The organism is Bradyrhizobium brasilense (genome assembly GCF_029714345.1).
GTDB classification, from domain to species: Bacteria; Pseudomonadota; Alphaproteobacteria; order Rhizobiales; family Xanthobacteraceae; genus Bradyrhizobium; species Bradyrhizobium australafricanum.
Map to the genome: position 1 here is coordinate 5926426 of NZ_CP121669.1, position 17003 is coordinate 5943428.

The following is a 17003-nucleotide window of genomic DNA, read 5'->3' on the forward strand; positions in this document are numbered from 1 at the left end:
TAGTCGGATTGTGATGTTGTTAGGTCAATGGTATAGATCATCTCAGATGTCGAGAGCTGAACCATCACCGCGGCGGATCCTGTTCATCGTCGAGAACCTTCCGGTTCCTTTCGATCGCAGGGTGTGGTGCGAAGCAACGTCGCTGCGCAAGGCGGGCTATGAAGTTTCTGTGATCTGCCCGAAGGGCCGCGGCCATGACGAATCCTACGAATGCCTCGAAGGCATTCACATCTATCGCCATCCGATGCCGGTGGAAGCGCGCGGGATCGCCGCCTACCTGATCGAATATCCGGTCGCGCTGTTCTGGGAAACGCTGCTCGCGATCAAGGTGGCGTGGAAGCACGGCTTCGACGTGATCCAGGGCTGCAATCCGCCCGACCTCATCTTCCTGATCGGCCTGGTGTTCAAACTCGGCGGCAAGCGCTTCGTGTTCGATCATCACGACGTCAATCCCGAGCTCTACGAGGCGAAATTCGGCCGCAGGGACATGTTCTGGCAGCTGCTGCGGCTGGTCGAATATCTCACCTTCAAGACGGCAAGCATCTCGATCGCGACCAACGAATCCTATCGCGAGATCGCGATCGCGCGCGGCGGCATGCCCGCCAATCGCGTTTTCGTGGTGCGATCCGGCCCCAATCTCGACCGGGTGCGCTCGCGGCCGGCCGATCCGGCCTGGCGCCGTGGCCGGCGCCACAGCGTCGGCTATGTCGGCGTGATCGGCCAGTCGGAAGGCATCGATCTTCTGCTGCAGTCGATCGGCCACATCGTGCACGATCTCGGCCGCACCGACATCCAGTTCAACATCGCCGGCACCGGGCCGGAGTGGAATGCCGTGGTCAAGCTCTGCGAGGAGATGCAGCTTTCCGACTACGTGAACTTCACCGGCGCCATCGCGGATGACGCGCTGTTCACGATGCTCTCGACCGCCGACGTCTGCGTCAATCCGGACCGCGTCACGCCGATGAACGACATCTCCACCATGAACAAGATCATGGAGTACATGGCGCTCGGACGGCCGATCGTTCAGTTCGACGTTCGCGAAGGCCGCCGCTCGGCGCTCGATGCCTCGCTCTATGCCGCGAAGAACGATCCGAAGGATTTTGCCAGCAAGATCATTACGTTGATCGACGATCCGGAATTGCGGCAGACGATGGGGGCGTTTGGCCGCAACCGCGTCGAGCGCGCGCTGTCGTGGACGCATGAGGAGCCGAAGCTGCTCGCGGCCTATGAGGCGTTGTTCGCCGGGAAGGCCCCCGCGCAAAGCCGTGCACCGCGCGCGCATGCACCCGCCGAGCGGCCGACCTCGCAACCTTCCAGCGCAAACGCAGCTGCCGGGCGGGCATCGTCTTGAACGCGCAGCCGCCTCACTCACGTCAAACGCGACGCGGCTGCGGCCACGCGCACGTCCTGGATTGTTGAAGGTCGAAGCATGAACGTCAGCATTTTCGGCCTCGGCTATGTCGGAACGGTGTGCGCCGCCTGCTTCACCGAGCTCGGCCACCAGATCATCGGCGTCGACAAGAGCGTTGCGAAGGTCGACCTGATCCGCGGAGGCAGATCGCCGGTCGTCGAGCCGGGCATCTCGGACAAGGTGGCGCGCGCGGTGGCAACCGGTCAGCTGACCGCGACCACCGACGCCACCGAAGCGATCGTCAACAGCGACATATCGATGGTCTGCGTCGGCACGCCCTCGTCCGGCAACGGCAACCTCGACCTGACCGCGATCCGACAGGTCGCGATCGAGATCGGCCGCGGACTGCGCGCCAAGAACGCGCCGCACACCGTGACGATCCGCTCCACCGTGCTGCCTGGCACCACCCGCGGCACCGTCGGGCCGCTGATCGAGGAAGCCTCCGGCAACAGGATCGGACGCGATTTCGACCTTGCGTTCAATCCGGAGTTCCTGCGCGAGGGCAGCGCGATTGCGGATTTCAACGCGCCGTCCAAGACCGTGGTCGGCGCTTTCAATCAGGAAACCGCCGTCCGCGTCATGGCGCTCTACAAGGACCTGCCGGGCGCCAAGATCACGCCGCCGGTCGAGACCGCGGAGCTGGTCAAGTATGTCGACAACAGCTGGCATGCGCTCAAGGTCAGCTTTGCCAACGAGATCGGCACGATCGCGAAGACGCTCGGCATCGACGGGCGCGACGTCATGAACATCTTCATGCAGGACACAAGGCTCAACATCTCGCCGGCTTATTTACGGCCGGGCTTTGCCTTCGGCGGCTCCTGCCTGCCCAAGGACGTCAAGGCGCTGAAACACCTTGCGCACAGCCGCGGACTGTCGACGCCGGTGCTCGAGAGCATCCTGCCGAGCAATGACATGATCATGTCGCGCGGCGCCGACTGGATCCTGTCGCATGAGGGCCGCCGCATCGCGTTCCTCGGCATCAGCTTCAAGGCCGGCACCGACGACGTCCGCGACAGTCCCTTCGTGAGGCTGGTGAAGAGCCTGCGCGGCGAGCGGCGCGACATCCGGATCTACGACCCCAATGTGCAGCTCTCGCAACTGATCGGCGCCAACCGGGATTTCCTGATGCGCAATCCGGAGCTGGTCGGCTTGTTGAACGACGACGTGACGGCAACCATCGAGTGGGCCGACATTATTGTGCTGACGACGGCGGATCCGCGCTTCGTTGCGGCGCTGACGGCGACCCGCCCCGGCCAGGTCGTGCTCGAACTGTCGGAGATCGGATTGCCCGAGCAGGTGCGCGCCAAAGTGAGCGGCTTTCACTGGTAGGGAACATCATGGCCACCATGGGCCAGACCCGCGAACGACCCGAAATCCGCTTTCACGACGAGATTTCGTCGGGATGGGAGACGCTGCATCAGAGCCGCACCTTCAAGGCGCGGACGGCCGCGATGTTCGGCCTGCTCGGGAACGCGGACCTCAATGGGCAGCACTGGCTCGACGCCGGTTGCGGCACCGGAACGCTGTCCCGCCTGCTCGCCGCACGCGGTTGCGACGTCACCGGCGTCGACGCATCATCGGAGATGATTGCGGCGGCACACGGCCGCCGCGCCGGCGGCGCGCTCGCCGCGCGGCTGACATTTCAGCAGATCCCGACCATCGCAAGCCTGCCGTTTCCCGATCGATCCTTCGACGGCGCGCTGTGCGCGAGCGTGTTGGAATATGTTCCCGACGCGGCGCAGTGCCTCGCCGAGATGCATCGCCTGCTCAGGCCTCGCGGGCTTTTGCTGCTCTCCATCCCCAACCGCGGATCGCTGCTGCGCCGAAGCTACAAGCTCGCGCATGCGGCCTCTTCGCGCGTATCGGCGCGGCCGCTGTTCCGCTATCTCGCGTTCTCCAAATTCGACACCTCGCCGGCGGCCATGCAGGATCTGCTGCGACAACACGGCCTCACGATGCTGGGGAGCAGCTTTGCCGGCTCCCCGCTCCCGCCGGTGCTCGATCGCCAGGCGACGGTCGGCACGCTAATCAACGTCCTGGCTCGGCGCGACGACTGACGTGGCAGGCGGATAGCTACCTCAGGCCTTGATCGCCATCAGCGATTTTGTCATGCCGAGATAGCGTTCGCGATAGATCTTGGCGTCGGGAAAGGTTTCCGTCATCTCGCGCCAGTCGAACAGATGCCAATCGGGCGCGGTGCGCTTGAACCAGAAGCGATTGAATATACTGATCAGCGCGATCTGCAGCCGCCTCGGCAGCAGGACGATGATGCCCGGCAGCCAGGTATGGCTTTCGATCGGAAAGTGCCGGTACGGCGTCTGCACGTAGAAGGACTTCGCGACTCGCGAGATCTCGCCCGCAAAACGGTTCTGATGCTCGCGCGCGATGCTCTGAAACGCCGCTCCGTCCTCGATCGTGACGACATCCTGCTTCGGCCCGGTGACATGCTCGATTACCGACGAGCAGAAGCAGAAGTCGAAGGCCCGATCGTCGAACGGCAGGCGCTCGGTCTCCCGCAGCAGCACCGTCTTGAAGCCGAAGCGCTCGCGCGCGGCCTTGAGATCGTCGGCCGAGATGTCGCAGACCGTGATGTCGGTATGGCGCGGCAGGATTGCGCGAATGTGGCGGCCGGTGCCGCCGCCGAGATCGAGGATTTTCGCATCGAGCGGCAGGTTCACGGTGCGAACGAGGAATTCGCCGCGCCGCTGGCGCGCTGCATTGGAAAATCGGGCTTGAATCGCACCCAGCAAGGTCAGTCTCCTGCTACCGGTCGGTCCGGTCTAGCACGGCATGCGCGATCCTTCACGCAACGGTCCGCGGATTTGCCTATCGCGCTCACTTGATGGCCTCGAAGAAGATCGACTCGTCCGGCCGGTTGTCGAGCCGGTCGATATCGGGACAGACGCCCTCGCGATAGGCACGGATGTAGGTTTCCGAACAGCCGGCGTTGCGGAACAGCGCAGCGAGCGAGGCGCGGGTAAAGCCCCAGTGATGCGCGAAGGCGGCCTCCTTGCGGCCATCGATCTCGAACACGCCCTTGAGGAAAGCCTGCGGCGCCGCCGGATCATAGAGCGCGACGATCCGCTCCATGTCGGGGACGACGATCCGGCACACCCCGCCCGGCGCCAGCACCCGCGCGATCTCGCGCGCCAGCCGCTCGACCTCGTCGGGAAACAGGTGCTCGAAGACATGCGCGCTGAATACCGCCGAGAGGCTGCGATCCGCGAACGGCAGCGGCCTGGTCAGGTTCATGTGGCGGAGCCCGGCAAACCTGCCCTGGCGATGCTCGGCATAGCGGGCATCGCTCAGCATGCCGGCGAGATGCAGCGCTTTCGCCGCGAACGGCACCCGCGCGATCCACAGGTGCATCGTGATGTCGGTATTGATCCAGCCGTCGATGCCGCAATTGAAGGCGCCGATATGCAGCTTTTCGAGCGAGCCGCCGCGCGCGTTGTCGGTCATGTCCGCTCCCGCGCCGAATTGGTCAGCACAACCGTGATCACCGACGCCGCGCTGGAGGCCACCATCGCCGCAACCGCGCCCATCACCTGCCAGGCCTCGGCTGCGAACGGCAGGACGCAGCACAGCGCGACGAGGCCGGCAATCCGGCTCAGCATGAATCGCTGCGGCTTGCCGGTCGCAAACAGCGGCAGCGCGAGGCCGAGCCACACCGCGTCGAGCGCCATCGCAGCTCCCATCAAGGCGAGGCTGCCGGTGCCGATCTCGTAGCTTCGTCCGTGGATGACAAGCGCCAGAATGCGCTGGCCGAGCAGCACGACCGTCGCGCCATAGGCGGCGGCGATCGAACCGAGCAACAGGGCATTTTCGCGCGCGGCAGCGGCGACCGCGCTGCGCCGGCCGGCGCGCAGTTCGGCCGCGATTTCCGGCAGCCGAACCGAGAACATCGTCGCGCAGAACTGGCTGAGCGGTGCGAACACCAAGAGCAGGATCCGCAGCGACGCGCTCGCGTCCAGCCCGATCAGGAAGCCGCAGACCGGGATCAGCCCGATGCTGCCGATCCAGTAGGTGAGCGAGGTCGCGACGAACCAGCGACCGTTCCGAAACAACCGCCGCAGCGAGCCGCGAAAGATTCTGGCTTGCGGCCAGGCCAGCTCGCTGGTGTGAGCCAGCAGCAGGCTGCCGGCGAGCGCGGCCGAGATCGCGATGCACGCCATCGCCGCGGCAGCGCCGGTGAGCTTGAGGGCGATCATCAAGCCGGCCGAGACGACCAGCGCCACGCAATAGGTCAGCGAGGACGCCAGCGCGCGCGGCAGTCTACCGTCGAGATAGCAAATCCGGCGGAACATGCTCTGCAGGCGAACCGCCGGGATCGCGAGCCCCGTTGCGATCACGAGCCCGCCGGCGTCCCCGCCGACAGCTGCGATCACAAGGCCCGCACCCACCAGCAGCAGGCCGAGCGCACCCGAGACGAGCAACGACGACAGATAGAGGCCGAGCCGCAGCTGCGGCCATATCGATTTCGGGATGCGGTGCGCAGTCGCCGGCAGCCCGTCGTCGAACAGGCCGCGCAAAAACACCGCCTCGATCAGGATCGAGAGCGACCAGGCGACGCTGAACCTGCCGAACGAATTGATATCGAGCACATTGGCGAGCACGATCGTCAGCACGAAGGCCGAGCCGCTCAGCAGCGCCTGATCGATCAGGCCGAGCGCGACATTGCCCCCGGCACGCCGCAGCCGGCGGAGCAATCCGCTCACGGCGCCGGCGACCCCGGTCTGGGCCGCCACCCGGTCCAGCCTGTCGGTCAACGCACTCACGCCTCACTCACCCGCAATCTGTTGAATGTCCGCCGCGGCACCATTTGCAGCCTGGCCTCCGGGCCGAAATAGCACCAGAACACCAGCACGCAGCCGAAATAGTTGTGCAGCAGCTGGCTGGAGTCATTGGCCGACGCGATCACGACGAACAGCAGCATCGCGAACGGCGCCATACAGTACATCCCTTTCCGCTCGAACGCGAAGACGATGCTGTTCCACAACGCGCGCGCCAGCAGCAGCATATAGAGCGCACCGCCGAGCAGGCCGAACTGGAGAAAGGCGTCGAGATAGGAGTTCTCGAACGAGCCGAACTCTGTATTCCACGGCGCCATGCTCGTCAGCTCGTTCACCGGCGAATTCGGCAGTTCGTTGAAGAATCCCGAAAACCCGTAGCCGAGCCAGGGGTGCTGCCAGAAGAAGTGTGGCCAGACCGACCAGAGGAACGAGCGGCCGGTCAGGTTTCCGCTGCGGCCGACCAGCCCGTACAACTCGTCGCTCGGCAGCACGAACACGACAAGCGCAACAAGAGCGAGGCCAAGCCAGTAGATCGAGGCAGCCCCCCTGTGCCCGAGCACCACGAGCACAAGCCCGAAGGTCACGGCAAGCGCCGTCAACATGCTGATCAGCGGACCTGCGGCGCCGGCCGCGGCGAGCGCAAAAAGATGACATCCCATCAGCAGCAGCGTCCAGCCGAACTGGCGTCGCGGTCCTGCCAGCATGCGCACGAAGCAGATCAGCACCATGAGACCGAAGAAAGCGCCCGCGAGGTTCTTGTGACCGAACACGCCGGCATAGGCCTGGGTTCCGAGCACCGTCGGCCGGTGCAGCGGGTCGTAATCCCATTGCGAGCCGATCACCGGAAAGAGCAGGACGTGAACGATCAGCACCACGATCCCGATCCGGAACAGCGTATCGACGAGACGATCGACCGGGCAGCTGATCACGACCCATGCCGAGAACATCGTGGTCAACAGATACATCGCGAACTTGATCGACGAGCCGGCGGGGTCCGTGCTCAGCGCCAGTGATACCAGGGCGAAGGCGATGAACATCAGATAGAGATGCGACTGCAGCATCAGCAGGCCGAAGCGATTCCGATCGATCGCAATGTGCAGCATCAAGAGGATGTAGAGCAGCAGCCATGCGCCGCGGAACAGCGTGGATTCCCCGGCCCTTTCCGCGAACGAGATGCCCTCAATGAAATTGAACAGGAAATAGATGCAGCCGAGCACCATCACCAGATAGGCGTGCAGGAAGACATCGGTTCGCAGCCACCATCTGCCGATCATTGCACGGCCTCCTGCCGGGCCGGCGCCCTCAAGAGATGATCGACCGCGGCGATGAAACGCGCAGCGGCGTCGGCAAGCGCGTCGCGTCGCACGCTCTGCCGGGCCTGCCGCGACATCGCCTCCCAGCGCGCGGGATGTTCGAGCAAGCTGCGCGCCGCGTCGACCCAAACCTGTTCATCGAGCGCGCAAACATAGCCGTTACCCTGATCACGGACCAACTCGCCGCCTGCCCCGACATGGGGCGACACCAGGCAGGGAACCCCGCACTGCAGGGCCTCGTTGCACACCAGGCCCCATGGTTCCAGCAATGAGGGCAGCAGCAGCAACCGCGACTGCAGAAAGACGTCCGATATCGCCTGCCATGGCAGGTAGCGGTCGTGGCTGACATCGATGCCGGCACCGCCGAGCCGCGCCAGCATGCGCCGTTCGGCGGCGCCCGACCCGACCACGCGCACCTTCAGCCCGGGCACGATCCGGCCAAGCGCGATCGCGACGTTCTCGAAGAAGATCGCGTTCTTGGCGTCGTCATTGAGGCGCGCGCACCAGAGCAGATGAAATGGACGGTCGTGGAATGCCGGCACAACCGCCGGCGGATCCCATGCCGGCACCAACGGCACCACGAACAGGTCGTCGGCGCGAACACCCTCGCCGCGGAAATACGCCCTACCCTTGTCGCTGCAACACACCACTGCGCCGCACTGGCGCAGCAGCCAGGGTCGCGCCAGACGGTGATAGGCGGTGTCGGGCATCGTCTCGCGCCAGCCGTCGATCGTCAGCGCGAGCGCCTTGCCGTTGGCGCGCGCCCATGCCGCGCCCGCCAACATCGAGGGATAAAGACCGTTCACGAACAGCAGGTCGGGCGCGAGCGCATTCAAGGCGCGCCCGACCCCGATATTGACATGGGTGTGACGCGACCGCGACAGCGGGATCGATACACCCGGCACCGTGCGCGTGATGTAGCGCGGCGTAAACGAGCCGGCCCAGGAGCGATCGGCCTCCTGCGGTGTACAGGACAGCACGGCGAGATCCAACCCGCGGCTGGCCAGCTCGTTGTAGAGACGGTTGGTGTACGGTGTGATCATGTTGTTGAAGACGACCACGCGCGGCGCCATGGCTTACCGATCCCGCGGCAGCGCCAGCGCCTCGTCACGCCGGCAGAGCGCCCCGCAATGGTAGGTCGCAAGCCGGGTCGCGAACGCCGGACCGACCGACAACAGCGACTTCCGCACAATGCTTTTGGCAAGCCCCCTCACCCGCGACGAGTGGAAGGCGTGAACCGGCAGGCTGTGGTCATAGGTGCCGAAGCCAGTGACGTGGAGCCCTGCGGTCTCCAGCACCAGGCGGAACGTGTCGGGCGTGTAGAAATTGATATGGCCGATGTCGAGCGTCGATTGCAACGCCCGGCGATTGGTCCGCGCGTGCAGCTCGCACGGCACCTCGACATAGACGAAGGTCCGAGCGACCCGGGCGAGCTCGTGCAGGAATGCGCGCGGTTCGGGCACGTGCTCCAGGACGTGGCTGGCATAGACGAGGTCGAACGATCCATCGGCGAACGGGATCGTCGCGCCGTCATAGCTGGACCAGCGAAATGGGGCTGAAGCGGCGCCGTCGATCTCCAGATTGGTCGCGGGATCGATCACGTCGATGCCGGTGAAGTCGCGGCCGACGCCGATCGCCGACAACCGCGCCAGCACGGCGCCGGTCCCGCAGCCGACCTCGAGCACATTGCCGACCTTCGCGGCGGCTGCGCCGAGCAAGCCGGCGATATGATCGGCCTTGTCGACCGCGCAGACGCGGCGCCAGTCGCGCTCCTCCGCCGAATAGACGCCCTCATAATGCGCGTTGTGCTGTCCGATGCAAAATTCCATCGTCATGGCCTGGCGCTCGCCTCCGGCGGCATTCGGGCAGGCTCGTCGAGGCGGTCGTTCGATTTGCGCTCCCAATTGGGCCGCTCCGCCGGCGAGCGGCGGTCGAGATCGTATCCAATGTCAGCCATGGTGCGGGTCAGGATATCGACGTTCCGTTGCGGAACAGCTGCAAGGCCGGCCAGCAGCGTGTCGCGGTGCGCCCAGCCCGGTCCCTTCAGGAGATCGATTGCCTCGGTGTACAGTTCGGTCTTCACGAGACGCGCGAACTCGGCAACCACGTCGGACGAAAGGTCAGGCGGCAGCGCGTCGAACATTGCGAGCGCCATCGCGCTGCGCTTGACCACGATCCAGCCCTCATTGGGTCCGAGCCGGTACGACATCCGCAGCAGGTCAAAGTTGGCGTCGCTCAAGCCCTGCCGTATATTGCGAAGCCAGAACAGCACGAGCCAGAGATAGGGATCGGCCGGCGCGCAGCCGAGCGATTTGCGGACGGCTTCGTCAAGCTCGCCCATCCGTGCGTCGACCTGCGCGCCGGATGCGAGCGCGTTCTCGGCGCGCCGCAGCCGGATCACCGCCGCGCTGCGATCGATGGCCGGCATGCAATCCTTCTCCGCCACGGCGCGCGACAGCAGCGGACCGAGGTTGTCGAGCTCGGCGTCGCTGACCGGTACGTTGCGAAGGATCAGGTCCTTTGCGCCGTCGAGTCGGGTCTGGTCGATAAAGTCCGGCAAAGTGGTCGCGCCCCAGGCGACGGACGAGCACGCGACCGCGGCAAGGAAGCCGCGCGCAAGCCAGGCGGCTGCGCGCCCGGGCATCCCGCCGTGCGTCTCACTCGGTGTAGCCATATCGCCCGTAGTGCGAGTTGTAATAGTAGTTCTTGCCGCCATAGCCGCTATAGCGGCTCATCGCGGCAATATCGGCCTTATTGAGCACGACGCCGAGCAGGTTCTCGTTGACCGCTCGCGCACTGCGCAGCGCGCGCTCGACCACCTGCACCTGGGTCTTGCCCCATTCCACGATGAAGACGAAGGAATCGACGAAGTGGGCGGTGATGCGGACATCGACCACCGGCGTGAGCGGCGGGAAATCGACGATCACGTAGTCATAATGGCTGCGGGCCCCGTCGATGAAATCCCTCATCTGGTCGGAGGCCAGCACGTCGTGCGAATGGGCGATGCGCGATCGCGTGGCGCCAGGCAGGAAGGCGAGGCCGGTCTCGGGATCGCGCCATAGCGTGTCCTGCAATGTCGCATTGTTCGACAGCACGTCGAGGATGCCGCGCTCGGCAGTCGCGGCGACCTTGCGGCTGAGCGAGGGATTGCGCAGATCGCAATCGATCAGGAGCACGCGGGCCCCGCTCTGGGCAACAAGTTGCGCAAATACGAAGGCCAGCGTCGACTTGCCCTCGTTGGGCAGCGCCGAGGTCAGCCCGAGGATCTTCGACGGCTTGGTGACGTTGAGGTCGGCATTGACCTTGATCGAGCGGATCGCTTCCGAAAATCGCGAGAATGGCGAATCGATCGCCGCCCACAGCATCGGCTCGTCGCCGCGCCGGATCGTGCGCGGACCGATCGGCAGATTGGGACGACCGGCGACCGGCGCCTTGATCTGGCCCGGCGAGACGCGGGGAACGATGGCGACGCAGTCGGCTTCGAGGATCGTCTCGACCATTTCAGCGGTGCGGAACACCCGGTCATAGAGGTCGCGCAACACGCCGAGCCCGAGCCCGGCGATCAGGCCGCCGAGCGCCGAGAGCGCGAGCACAACCAAGGTCTGCGGATGGCTCTTGCTGAGCGGACGCGAGGCACGGGTGATCACCCGCGCCTCGCTGACCGGGAACGACTGCTGCTGCACGTTTTCCATGTAGCGCTGCAGGAAATTGTCGTAGAGCGAGCGATAGGTCTGCGCCGAGCTCTCGAGCTCGCGCAGCGTGACCTGCGCCTGGTTGGTCGACTGCGACTGCGACACCGAGTCGTTCACGGCGCGCTCGATCTCGTTCTGGCGCTGCAGGGCGATCGCATAGTCGCTCTTGTAGCTTTCGGCGAGCCGCTTCAGTTCATCGATGATCGACGACTGGATCTCGCGCATCTGGTTGCGCAGGTTGACGGCGGCCAAATGATTGTAGCCGTAGCGCGACGACCAGTCGGCCTCGCGGTTGGCAAGCTCGAGATATTGCGAGCGCAGCTTGGTGATGACCTGGTTGTTCAGGGTATCGGCCACCGTCGCATCGGGGACGCCTCCCTTCACCACCGCCTCGATGCGGTCGAGCTTGGCCTTGGCGTCGGTGACCTGCGACTTCACCTGGAGCAGCTGGGTGTTGAGCTCGCCGAGCTGCTGCTCGTTGAGCAGCTTGCCGCTGGAGGTGACGATGTTGTTGGTCTTCTTGTAGTCGAGCACCGCGCGCTCGGCGTTGGATGCCTGCGTGCGCAGCTCCTGGATGCGGTCCTGCAGCCAGACACTGGCGCGGCGCGTCGCCTGATATTTGGAATCGAGCTGATCGACGATATAGGCGTCGGCGACGGCGTTGGCGATCTGCGCCGCGCGCTCGGGATCGAGCGAGCGGAAGCTGACCTCGATCACATAGGTCATGCCGCGGCGGCGGACGTCGAGCTGCTTCTGGAACGTGCGGACCGCGCGCCGGGTCCGGTCGAATTCGGTGGGCGGCGCCCCGCCGGCGAGCAGGCCGGACACGAAATCGAGCACGGCTCCTACCGCGCCGGCCCTGGAGCCGACGAATTCCGGATCCTCGTTGAGCTTGAGGTCGCGGATCACCGCGAGCGCCACATTCTCCGATTTCAGGATTTCGACCTGGCTCTCGACCGCGGCGGAATCGACCGGGGCCTCGCTCACCGGCGATTGCTGCTGGAAGGCCTGGAATTTGCGCGTGTCGATGATCATCGTGGCAAGCGCCGTATAGCTCGGCGCCGCCGTCGCTAGGTAGCAGATGCCGCCGAACAGGCAGAGCGCGGCGGTCCCGAGGATGACCCAGTATTGCCGGAGCAGATAGGTGACGAAGGCGTCGAAGGTTTCCGCCAGCGACGGCAATTCAGCCGGACGATTTCTCAGATCGACAGACGGCGAAATCTGGTTGCGCTGAAGCATCTCGTCCTATCGCCGCGCCGGCAGGATAGATCCTGCCCTCGCGCCCTCCAATGATCCTGGGAAGCGTCCCGCCGCCGACACCGAAGCGCGTTGCTGCAGAAAGTTCTCCATTGGCGATCGGACGTCCGCTCAGGGGGTAACTGTTGAAATGAGTGTGGTGCCGGTGCCCGTGGCCGTACCGGTCGTCGTGCTGCCCGAACTGCTGACCGACGAGGTGAAGCTGAAGATGCCGGTGTTCACGCTGTTGCCGTCGATGGCTTCGAGCGTGCCGCCGCCGGCGCCGCTGGCGCCCAGCGCGCTGGTCTGGCCGCCGGATGCGCCGGCGCTGCCCGCGCCGCCGGCGCCGGTCGCCGCGGTGCCGCTGTCACCCGATGCAGCAGCAAACGCCATCACGGTGTCGAGATCCTTGGTGTCGGCAATCGCCTGCTGGATGCGCGTCGCGTAGGGCTGGTTGCTGCGCACCACGATGCGCGCGGCCTGGGCGAGGCCGGCGGCGATCGCCGTCTTCTGGTCCTTGCTTGCCTTGGCGAGCAACGCAATCAGCGGATCGAGCGATGTCGGATCGTTGAGGGCGAAATCGCGCGCCCGCGAGGTCAACTCCACGCCTGCATTCGGATACTGGGTCAGCAGCTGCTCGGGATTGGCCTTGAAATTGGTGACCGCCTGGGACAGCTGGATCAGCCCGCCAGGTGTCTCCGCCAGCGCCGCGCCACCGGGTGTCGCGAGCACCAACATCACCACCAACGTCGCCAGGCGCGGGGCGGAAAAGCCGCCGGATCTCTCAAATGTGAACACAGCTATCTCCCTAACGAATACTAACAGTTCGTTAGCATAGTCAGAGTTATCGCGCCAATTAAATAGCCTCGCCGGCCGCGGCCGGGCCGTGGCGCGCGAAATCAGCGTTAACCGGCAGCCCGACCGTAACACTGGCGTCACGGTCGGAGCCGCCACCGCCGGCGCCCCGGCCGGAGCGGAAGGATTGCGACAGGCCTGCCCCGAGCAAGGCCGCGATAACAACGGCATAGCCGGTGATCTGGAGCGAGAAATCGATCATCGAATGGAGTGCGCCGGCGACCGACGCGCAGAGCGCCGCGAGCGGCACGATCACGTCGCGGCGACGGGTCCGCACGCCATGCGCGAGCACGACGAACGCCGCGAGCAGCGCGATCATGGCGGCGCCGGCCATTAACATTCCGCCGTCGGACGCCAGTTCGAGCCAGCTGTTGTGCGCCCGGTTCCAGGTCCCGCGCAGCGAGATGTCGTCGGTGCGATAGGCCGGATAGACCCATTCGAAGGTCCCGAAACCATCGCCGAGCCACGGGTGATCCCAGATCATCCGCAACGTTGCGCGATAGGTCGAGAACCGTCCCTCATCGGACAGGCCCATCGTGCTGAAGCGTGCGCCGACGCCGCCGCCGAGAAGCTGCAGCAGTGCCAGCGCGACCAGGCAGCCGACGCCGAGCGCCACGATCATGCCGTAGCGGCGCGGCACCCGGTTGCGAAAAAAGATCGCGACAGCCGCGACCGCCGCGAGCAACGAGACCCCGACGCCGCCGCGCGAGCCGGTCAGAAACATCGCCAGCAGGCAAGTGAGCCAGCCGAACGCATGGCCGGCGAGCCGGCGCCGCGCCGGCATATCGAGGCGCACGAGCAGCTGTGACAGGCCGCCACGGCGCGGCGGCCAATGCCGCTCGATCAGCTCGCAGCCGAACAACAGCCAGATCAACGCACAGCAACCGTAGTAGATGCCGGCCGTGTTGCGATTGACGAAGGGAGATGTCAGCCACGCCAGTTGCGCCTGCTTCTCGTGCACCAGGTAAATCCGGGTGGGATCGATCGCGAAAGTGATGATGCCGCAGATCGCATAGACCAGGCCCGCCGCGGCCACCACCCGCAACAACCCGCGCGCCAGTCTGCGGTTGGCACCGAGCACGACGCCGATGGCGAAGCTGAGCAGGCAAACGATTCCGACGCCGATCGAATAGAACGGCTGACCGCGCGCGATCGACACCGCCGGCGGCAGCCCGGCAGGCAGCAATCTGCCGGCCTCCGCCCACAACGCGTTCGGCGCCACACCCGACCAGGGGTGGAGCGCCGACTGTTCGTGCAGCACCAGCATGGCAAGCGCCGTCAGCAGCACTGTCACGGCGAGGATCGCGAGCTGACTGCCGCGCAGGCGCATCGGCAATACTCCGAGCAGTGCAATCCCGAGCAGGATCGACCAGATCGCGGGAGCAACTGCACCGACCGAGCCGAGCGGCAGCGGCGCCAAAGCGACGACGGCGCAGAACAGCCACGATGACCAGCGCACCGGCCACGGCAACGCCGTCGCCTCGCTTGAGCCGGAAGGTAATCTTAAGCGTGCCATGAAGCCGGCCGTGCCGGCTCACGCCCCAGTATCAGGGCGCAAGCTTGATCGAATTACGAAGTAAGGTTGCGTTGTAGGCGGCCACGATCGGATCGTTCGCCGTTGCGGTCACGAGGCGGATCTGCTGCATCACCTTGGCGTCCTCGACGGAGGCCGCGTTCGACGCATAGAGCACGTCCTTGTTGCGCAACTGGAAACGCGTAGCCAGGAAATAGCCGGCCGGATCGCGGAAATTGATGTTGTAGACGACCGGGATGATCGGCCCTGAATATTTGCTGACGTCGACACCAAGCTTGGCGGCCACCTCCGGCAGTTCGCCGCGATAGACGAACACCGAGGCCGGATCGGCCAAGGAGTCGTTCAGGCCGCCCGCCTTGGCGACGGCTTCGGCGAGCGAGATGCGCCAGGCCTCGAAATTGAACTGGCCCTGCGCGCCCGAGGCGCCGAAGGCGACGAAGGTCTGCGGCTCGCGGTAGACATAAATGGTGTCGCCGGGATGGGCGTAGATATTGCTCTTGGGCTCGTAGACCAGCTGGCCGAACGGCACCGTGGTACGTTTGCCGTCGCGCTCGAGCATGACCCATGTGTCAAAGCCCTGCCCTTTCGGGCCGCCGGCGCGCGTGATGGCGTCGAGCACGTGCTCACCCGCGGCATTGGCGGGGAAGCGGTTCGGCGAATTGACCTCGCCGAGCACGGAGATCAGCGAGGTGCGCTGCTCGATCAGGGCGACCACGGCCTGCGGCTCGATCGCGCGGTTCTTCAGCGCATCGACGATCGAGCGCTGCACTTCGGTCGGTGTGCGGTTCTTGGCGCGGATCGCGCCGGCATAAGGCACCGAGATGTTGCCGTCGGTATCGACATTCTGGTTCGGCAGCGTGATGTAGTTGCCGGGACGCACGCCGGCCTCGACCGGAATGAACAGACCGCCGGCGGCGGCCTCGAAGATCGTGACGCTGACGACGTCGCCGATGCCGAAGCGGATGTCCTTCGGCGGCGGGCCCTGAATGCCGCCGGCGAGTTGCGGCGCGAATGACGCCAGCACGTTCTCGATCTGCGGTGTGATCTTGACCATCGCATAGGGCAGGCTTTCGGGATCGCGCTGCCCGGCCACGACATCGGAGCTCGTCGGGCCGTTGGTCGGCATGTAATGGCAACCGCTGACCCAACAGGCGGCCGCAAGCAATAACATCACCCGAATGAAATTCGCACGCGACATTCAAATACTCCGGCCGTGCCGTAACACGTCAACCATCACAATCACAAGTTTCCGCGATATATTGCGATGCAATTGATAAATAATGTTAGCGAGGTGAGGCAATTCGGCGACACCGGCGCACCGCCGTGAGACAAAGCCCCGCGTGCCGTCACTCGGGCTTTGCTTTCGTCCAATCTCCCCGTTATCTGTGAACGAGATGGTTTGAGTTAACCAATTGAGGGTTCGATGGCCCGCAGGAAGCTACCCGCGATCGCGTTGGGAATGGTCGCCTTGCCGCTGATAGGCGCCCTCGGCGGCTCCGGGGTTTTCGCCGCAGAACTAAGCGTTTCCCCTACCCCGCGCGCCGTGCAACGGGTCAGCGGCAATTGTCAGCGGCTGCAATATTGTCGTGGCGACGTCTGCCAGTGGAAACGGGTTTGCTGGCACGGCTGTCCCGATCGCTACTCCTGCGCGCCGCTCTATGGCGCCTATGGACCGTATGGCGGCCGCGATTATTGGGCGGCCTATAGTTACGGCGATCTGCGCCCGTTCTGAATATTAATCGACTAACAAAACCACAGGCCATCGAGGTCGGCCGGCACCGCGCCGGCGGCTTTTGCGACGTGCGGGTTAACTCCGGCTTAGGCCCGGCCCGATACCATGCGGGCGCAGGGTTTGGTTATGTTATTTGTTTTCCTTGGCAATTTGATCGGCGGCACCGTTCTCGGGCTGCGCCAGCACTGTCTGGTGCTGGCACCGGCGGCGCTCGTGGAACTCGCGCTGCTGGCCGCCATCGGAGTCGCGCGCTTGTCGTGGCCGGAAACCGCGCTGCTCATGATCGCTGCGATGGTAGCGCTGCAAGTCGGATATCTGGCGAGCACCTTCGCGCCGCTGTTCTGGTCTCGCACCTCGACGCCACGTCTCGCCCTGCGCCGTTCGCAATAGCAGGGCATAACACTGCCCCCTTTGGCGTAGCCGATTTCCGTTGACCT

16 protein-coding genes are annotated in these 17003 nt (G+C 65.1%); 5 read left to right on the top strand and 11 right to left on the bottom strand.

From position 1 onward, the window contains the following. Window positions 1-46 precede the first annotated feature (46 nt). The 3 genes from QA635_RS27830 to QA635_RS27840 all read left to right on the top strand — a co-directional run bounded on the left by QA635_RS27830 (window position 47) and on the right by QA635_RS27840 (window position 3468). Complete coding sequence (locus QA635_RS27830; protein ID WP_283062629.1) at window positions 47-1351, top strand: glycosyltransferase family 4 protein; 1305 nt, start codon at window positions 47-49, stop codon at window positions 1349-1351. A 78-nt stretch (window positions 1352-1429) separates the two neighbouring features. Next, complete coding sequence (locus tag QA635_RS27835) at window positions 1430-2740, top strand: nucleotide sugar dehydrogenase (protein ID WP_283062631.1); 1311 nt, start codon at window positions 1430-1432, stop codon at window positions 2738-2740. An 8-nt stretch (window positions 2741-2748) separates the two neighbouring features. Continuing rightward, window positions 2749-3468, top strand: a complete 720-nt coding sequence (locus QA635_RS27840; RefSeq protein ID WP_283062633.1) for a class I SAM-dependent methyltransferase — start codon at window positions 2749-2751, stop codon at window positions 3466-3468. A gap of 21 nt (window positions 3469-3489) precedes the next feature. On the opposite strand, the gene QA635_RS27845 is transcribed toward QA635_RS27840, so the two are convergent. From QA635_RS27845 to QA635_RS27895, 11 genes are all read right to left on the bottom strand, one after another. Continuing rightward, the gene (locus tag QA635_RS27845; RefSeq protein WP_283062635.1) at window positions 3490-4161 is read right to left on the bottom strand and encodes a class I SAM-dependent methyltransferase; all 672 of its coding nucleotides are present in this window, start codon (window positions 4159-4161) and stop codon (window positions 3490-3492) included. Window positions 4162-4246: 85 nt separating this feature from the next. After that, window positions 4247-4873: a class I SAM-dependent methyltransferase gene (locus QA635_RS27850; protein ID WP_283062636.1), complete on the bottom strand. Its 627-nt coding sequence runs from the start codon at window positions 4871-4873 to the stop codon at window positions 4247-4249. Next, window positions 4870-6189, bottom strand: a complete 1320-nt coding sequence (locus tag QA635_RS27855; protein ID WP_283062638.1) for an MATE family efflux transporter — start codon at window positions 6187-6189, stop codon at window positions 4870-4872. Before QA635_RS27855 ends, QA635_RS27850 begins: the two co-directional genes overlap by 4 nt. Beyond that, window positions 6186-7478: an O-antigen ligase family protein gene (locus QA635_RS27860; RefSeq protein WP_283062640.1), complete on the bottom strand. Its 1293-nt coding sequence runs from the start codon at window positions 7476-7478 to the stop codon at window positions 6186-6188. The genes QA635_RS27855 and QA635_RS27860 overlap by 4 nt, the downstream gene beginning before the upstream one ends. After that, complete coding sequence (locus tag QA635_RS27865; RefSeq protein WP_283062642.1) at window positions 7475-8590, bottom strand: glycosyltransferase family 4 protein; 1116 nt, start codon at window positions 8588-8590, stop codon at window positions 7475-7477. Before QA635_RS27865 ends, QA635_RS27860 begins: the two co-directional genes overlap by 4 nt. A 3-nt stretch (window positions 8591-8593) precedes the next feature. Next, the gene (locus QA635_RS27870; protein ID WP_283062644.1) at window positions 8594-9352 is read right to left on the bottom strand and encodes a class I SAM-dependent methyltransferase; all 759 of its coding nucleotides are present in this window, start codon (window positions 9350-9352) and stop codon (window positions 8594-8596) included. Next, the gene (locus tag QA635_RS27875) at window positions 9349-10161 is read right to left on the bottom strand and encodes a hypothetical protein (RefSeq protein ID WP_283062646.1); all 813 of its coding nucleotides are present in this window, start codon (window positions 10159-10161) and stop codon (window positions 9349-9351) included. Before QA635_RS27875 ends, QA635_RS27870 begins: the two co-directional genes overlap by 4 nt. A 13-nt stretch (window positions 10162-10174) precedes the next feature. Then, window positions 10175-12448 (bottom strand): polysaccharide biosynthesis tyrosine autokinase, encoded by a 2274-nt coding sequence (locus tag QA635_RS27880; protein ID WP_283062647.1) that lies wholly within the window; start codon window positions 12446-12448, stop codon window positions 10175-10177. 129 nt (window positions 12449-12577) lie between these two features. After that, the gene (locus QA635_RS27885) at window positions 12578-13243 is read right to left on the bottom strand and encodes a hypothetical protein (RefSeq protein WP_253609510.1); all 666 of its coding nucleotides are present in this window, start codon (window positions 13241-13243) and stop codon (window positions 12578-12580) included. Between the two features lie 58 nt (window positions 13244-13301). Next, a complete protein-coding gene (locus QA635_RS27890; RefSeq protein ID WP_283062648.1) occupies window positions 13302-14771 on the bottom strand; it encodes an O-antigen ligase family protein in 1470 nt (489 codons plus the stop codon). 76 nt (window positions 14772-14847) lie between these two features. After that, entirely contained in the window at window positions 14848-16032 is a 1185-nt protein-coding gene (locus tag QA635_RS27895; RefSeq protein ID WP_283062649.1) for a polysaccharide biosynthesis/export family protein, read from the bottom strand. Between the two features lie 225 nt (window positions 16033-16257). Here QA635_RS27895 and QA635_RS27900 point away from each other — a divergent pair, with 225 nt between their 5' ends. Both QA635_RS27900 and QA635_RS27905 read left to right on the top strand, forming a co-directional pair. Next, window positions 16258-16566, top strand: coding sequence for a hypothetical protein (locus QA635_RS27900; protein ID WP_283062650.1), 309 nt, complete (start codon window positions 16258-16260; stop codon window positions 16564-16566). A gap of 105 nt (window positions 16567-16671) precedes the next feature. Further along, complete coding sequence (locus QA635_RS27905; RefSeq protein WP_283062651.1) at window positions 16672-16956, top strand: hypothetical protein; 285 nt, start codon at window positions 16672-16674, stop codon at window positions 16954-16956. Window positions 16957-17003: the final 47 nt, after the last annotated feature.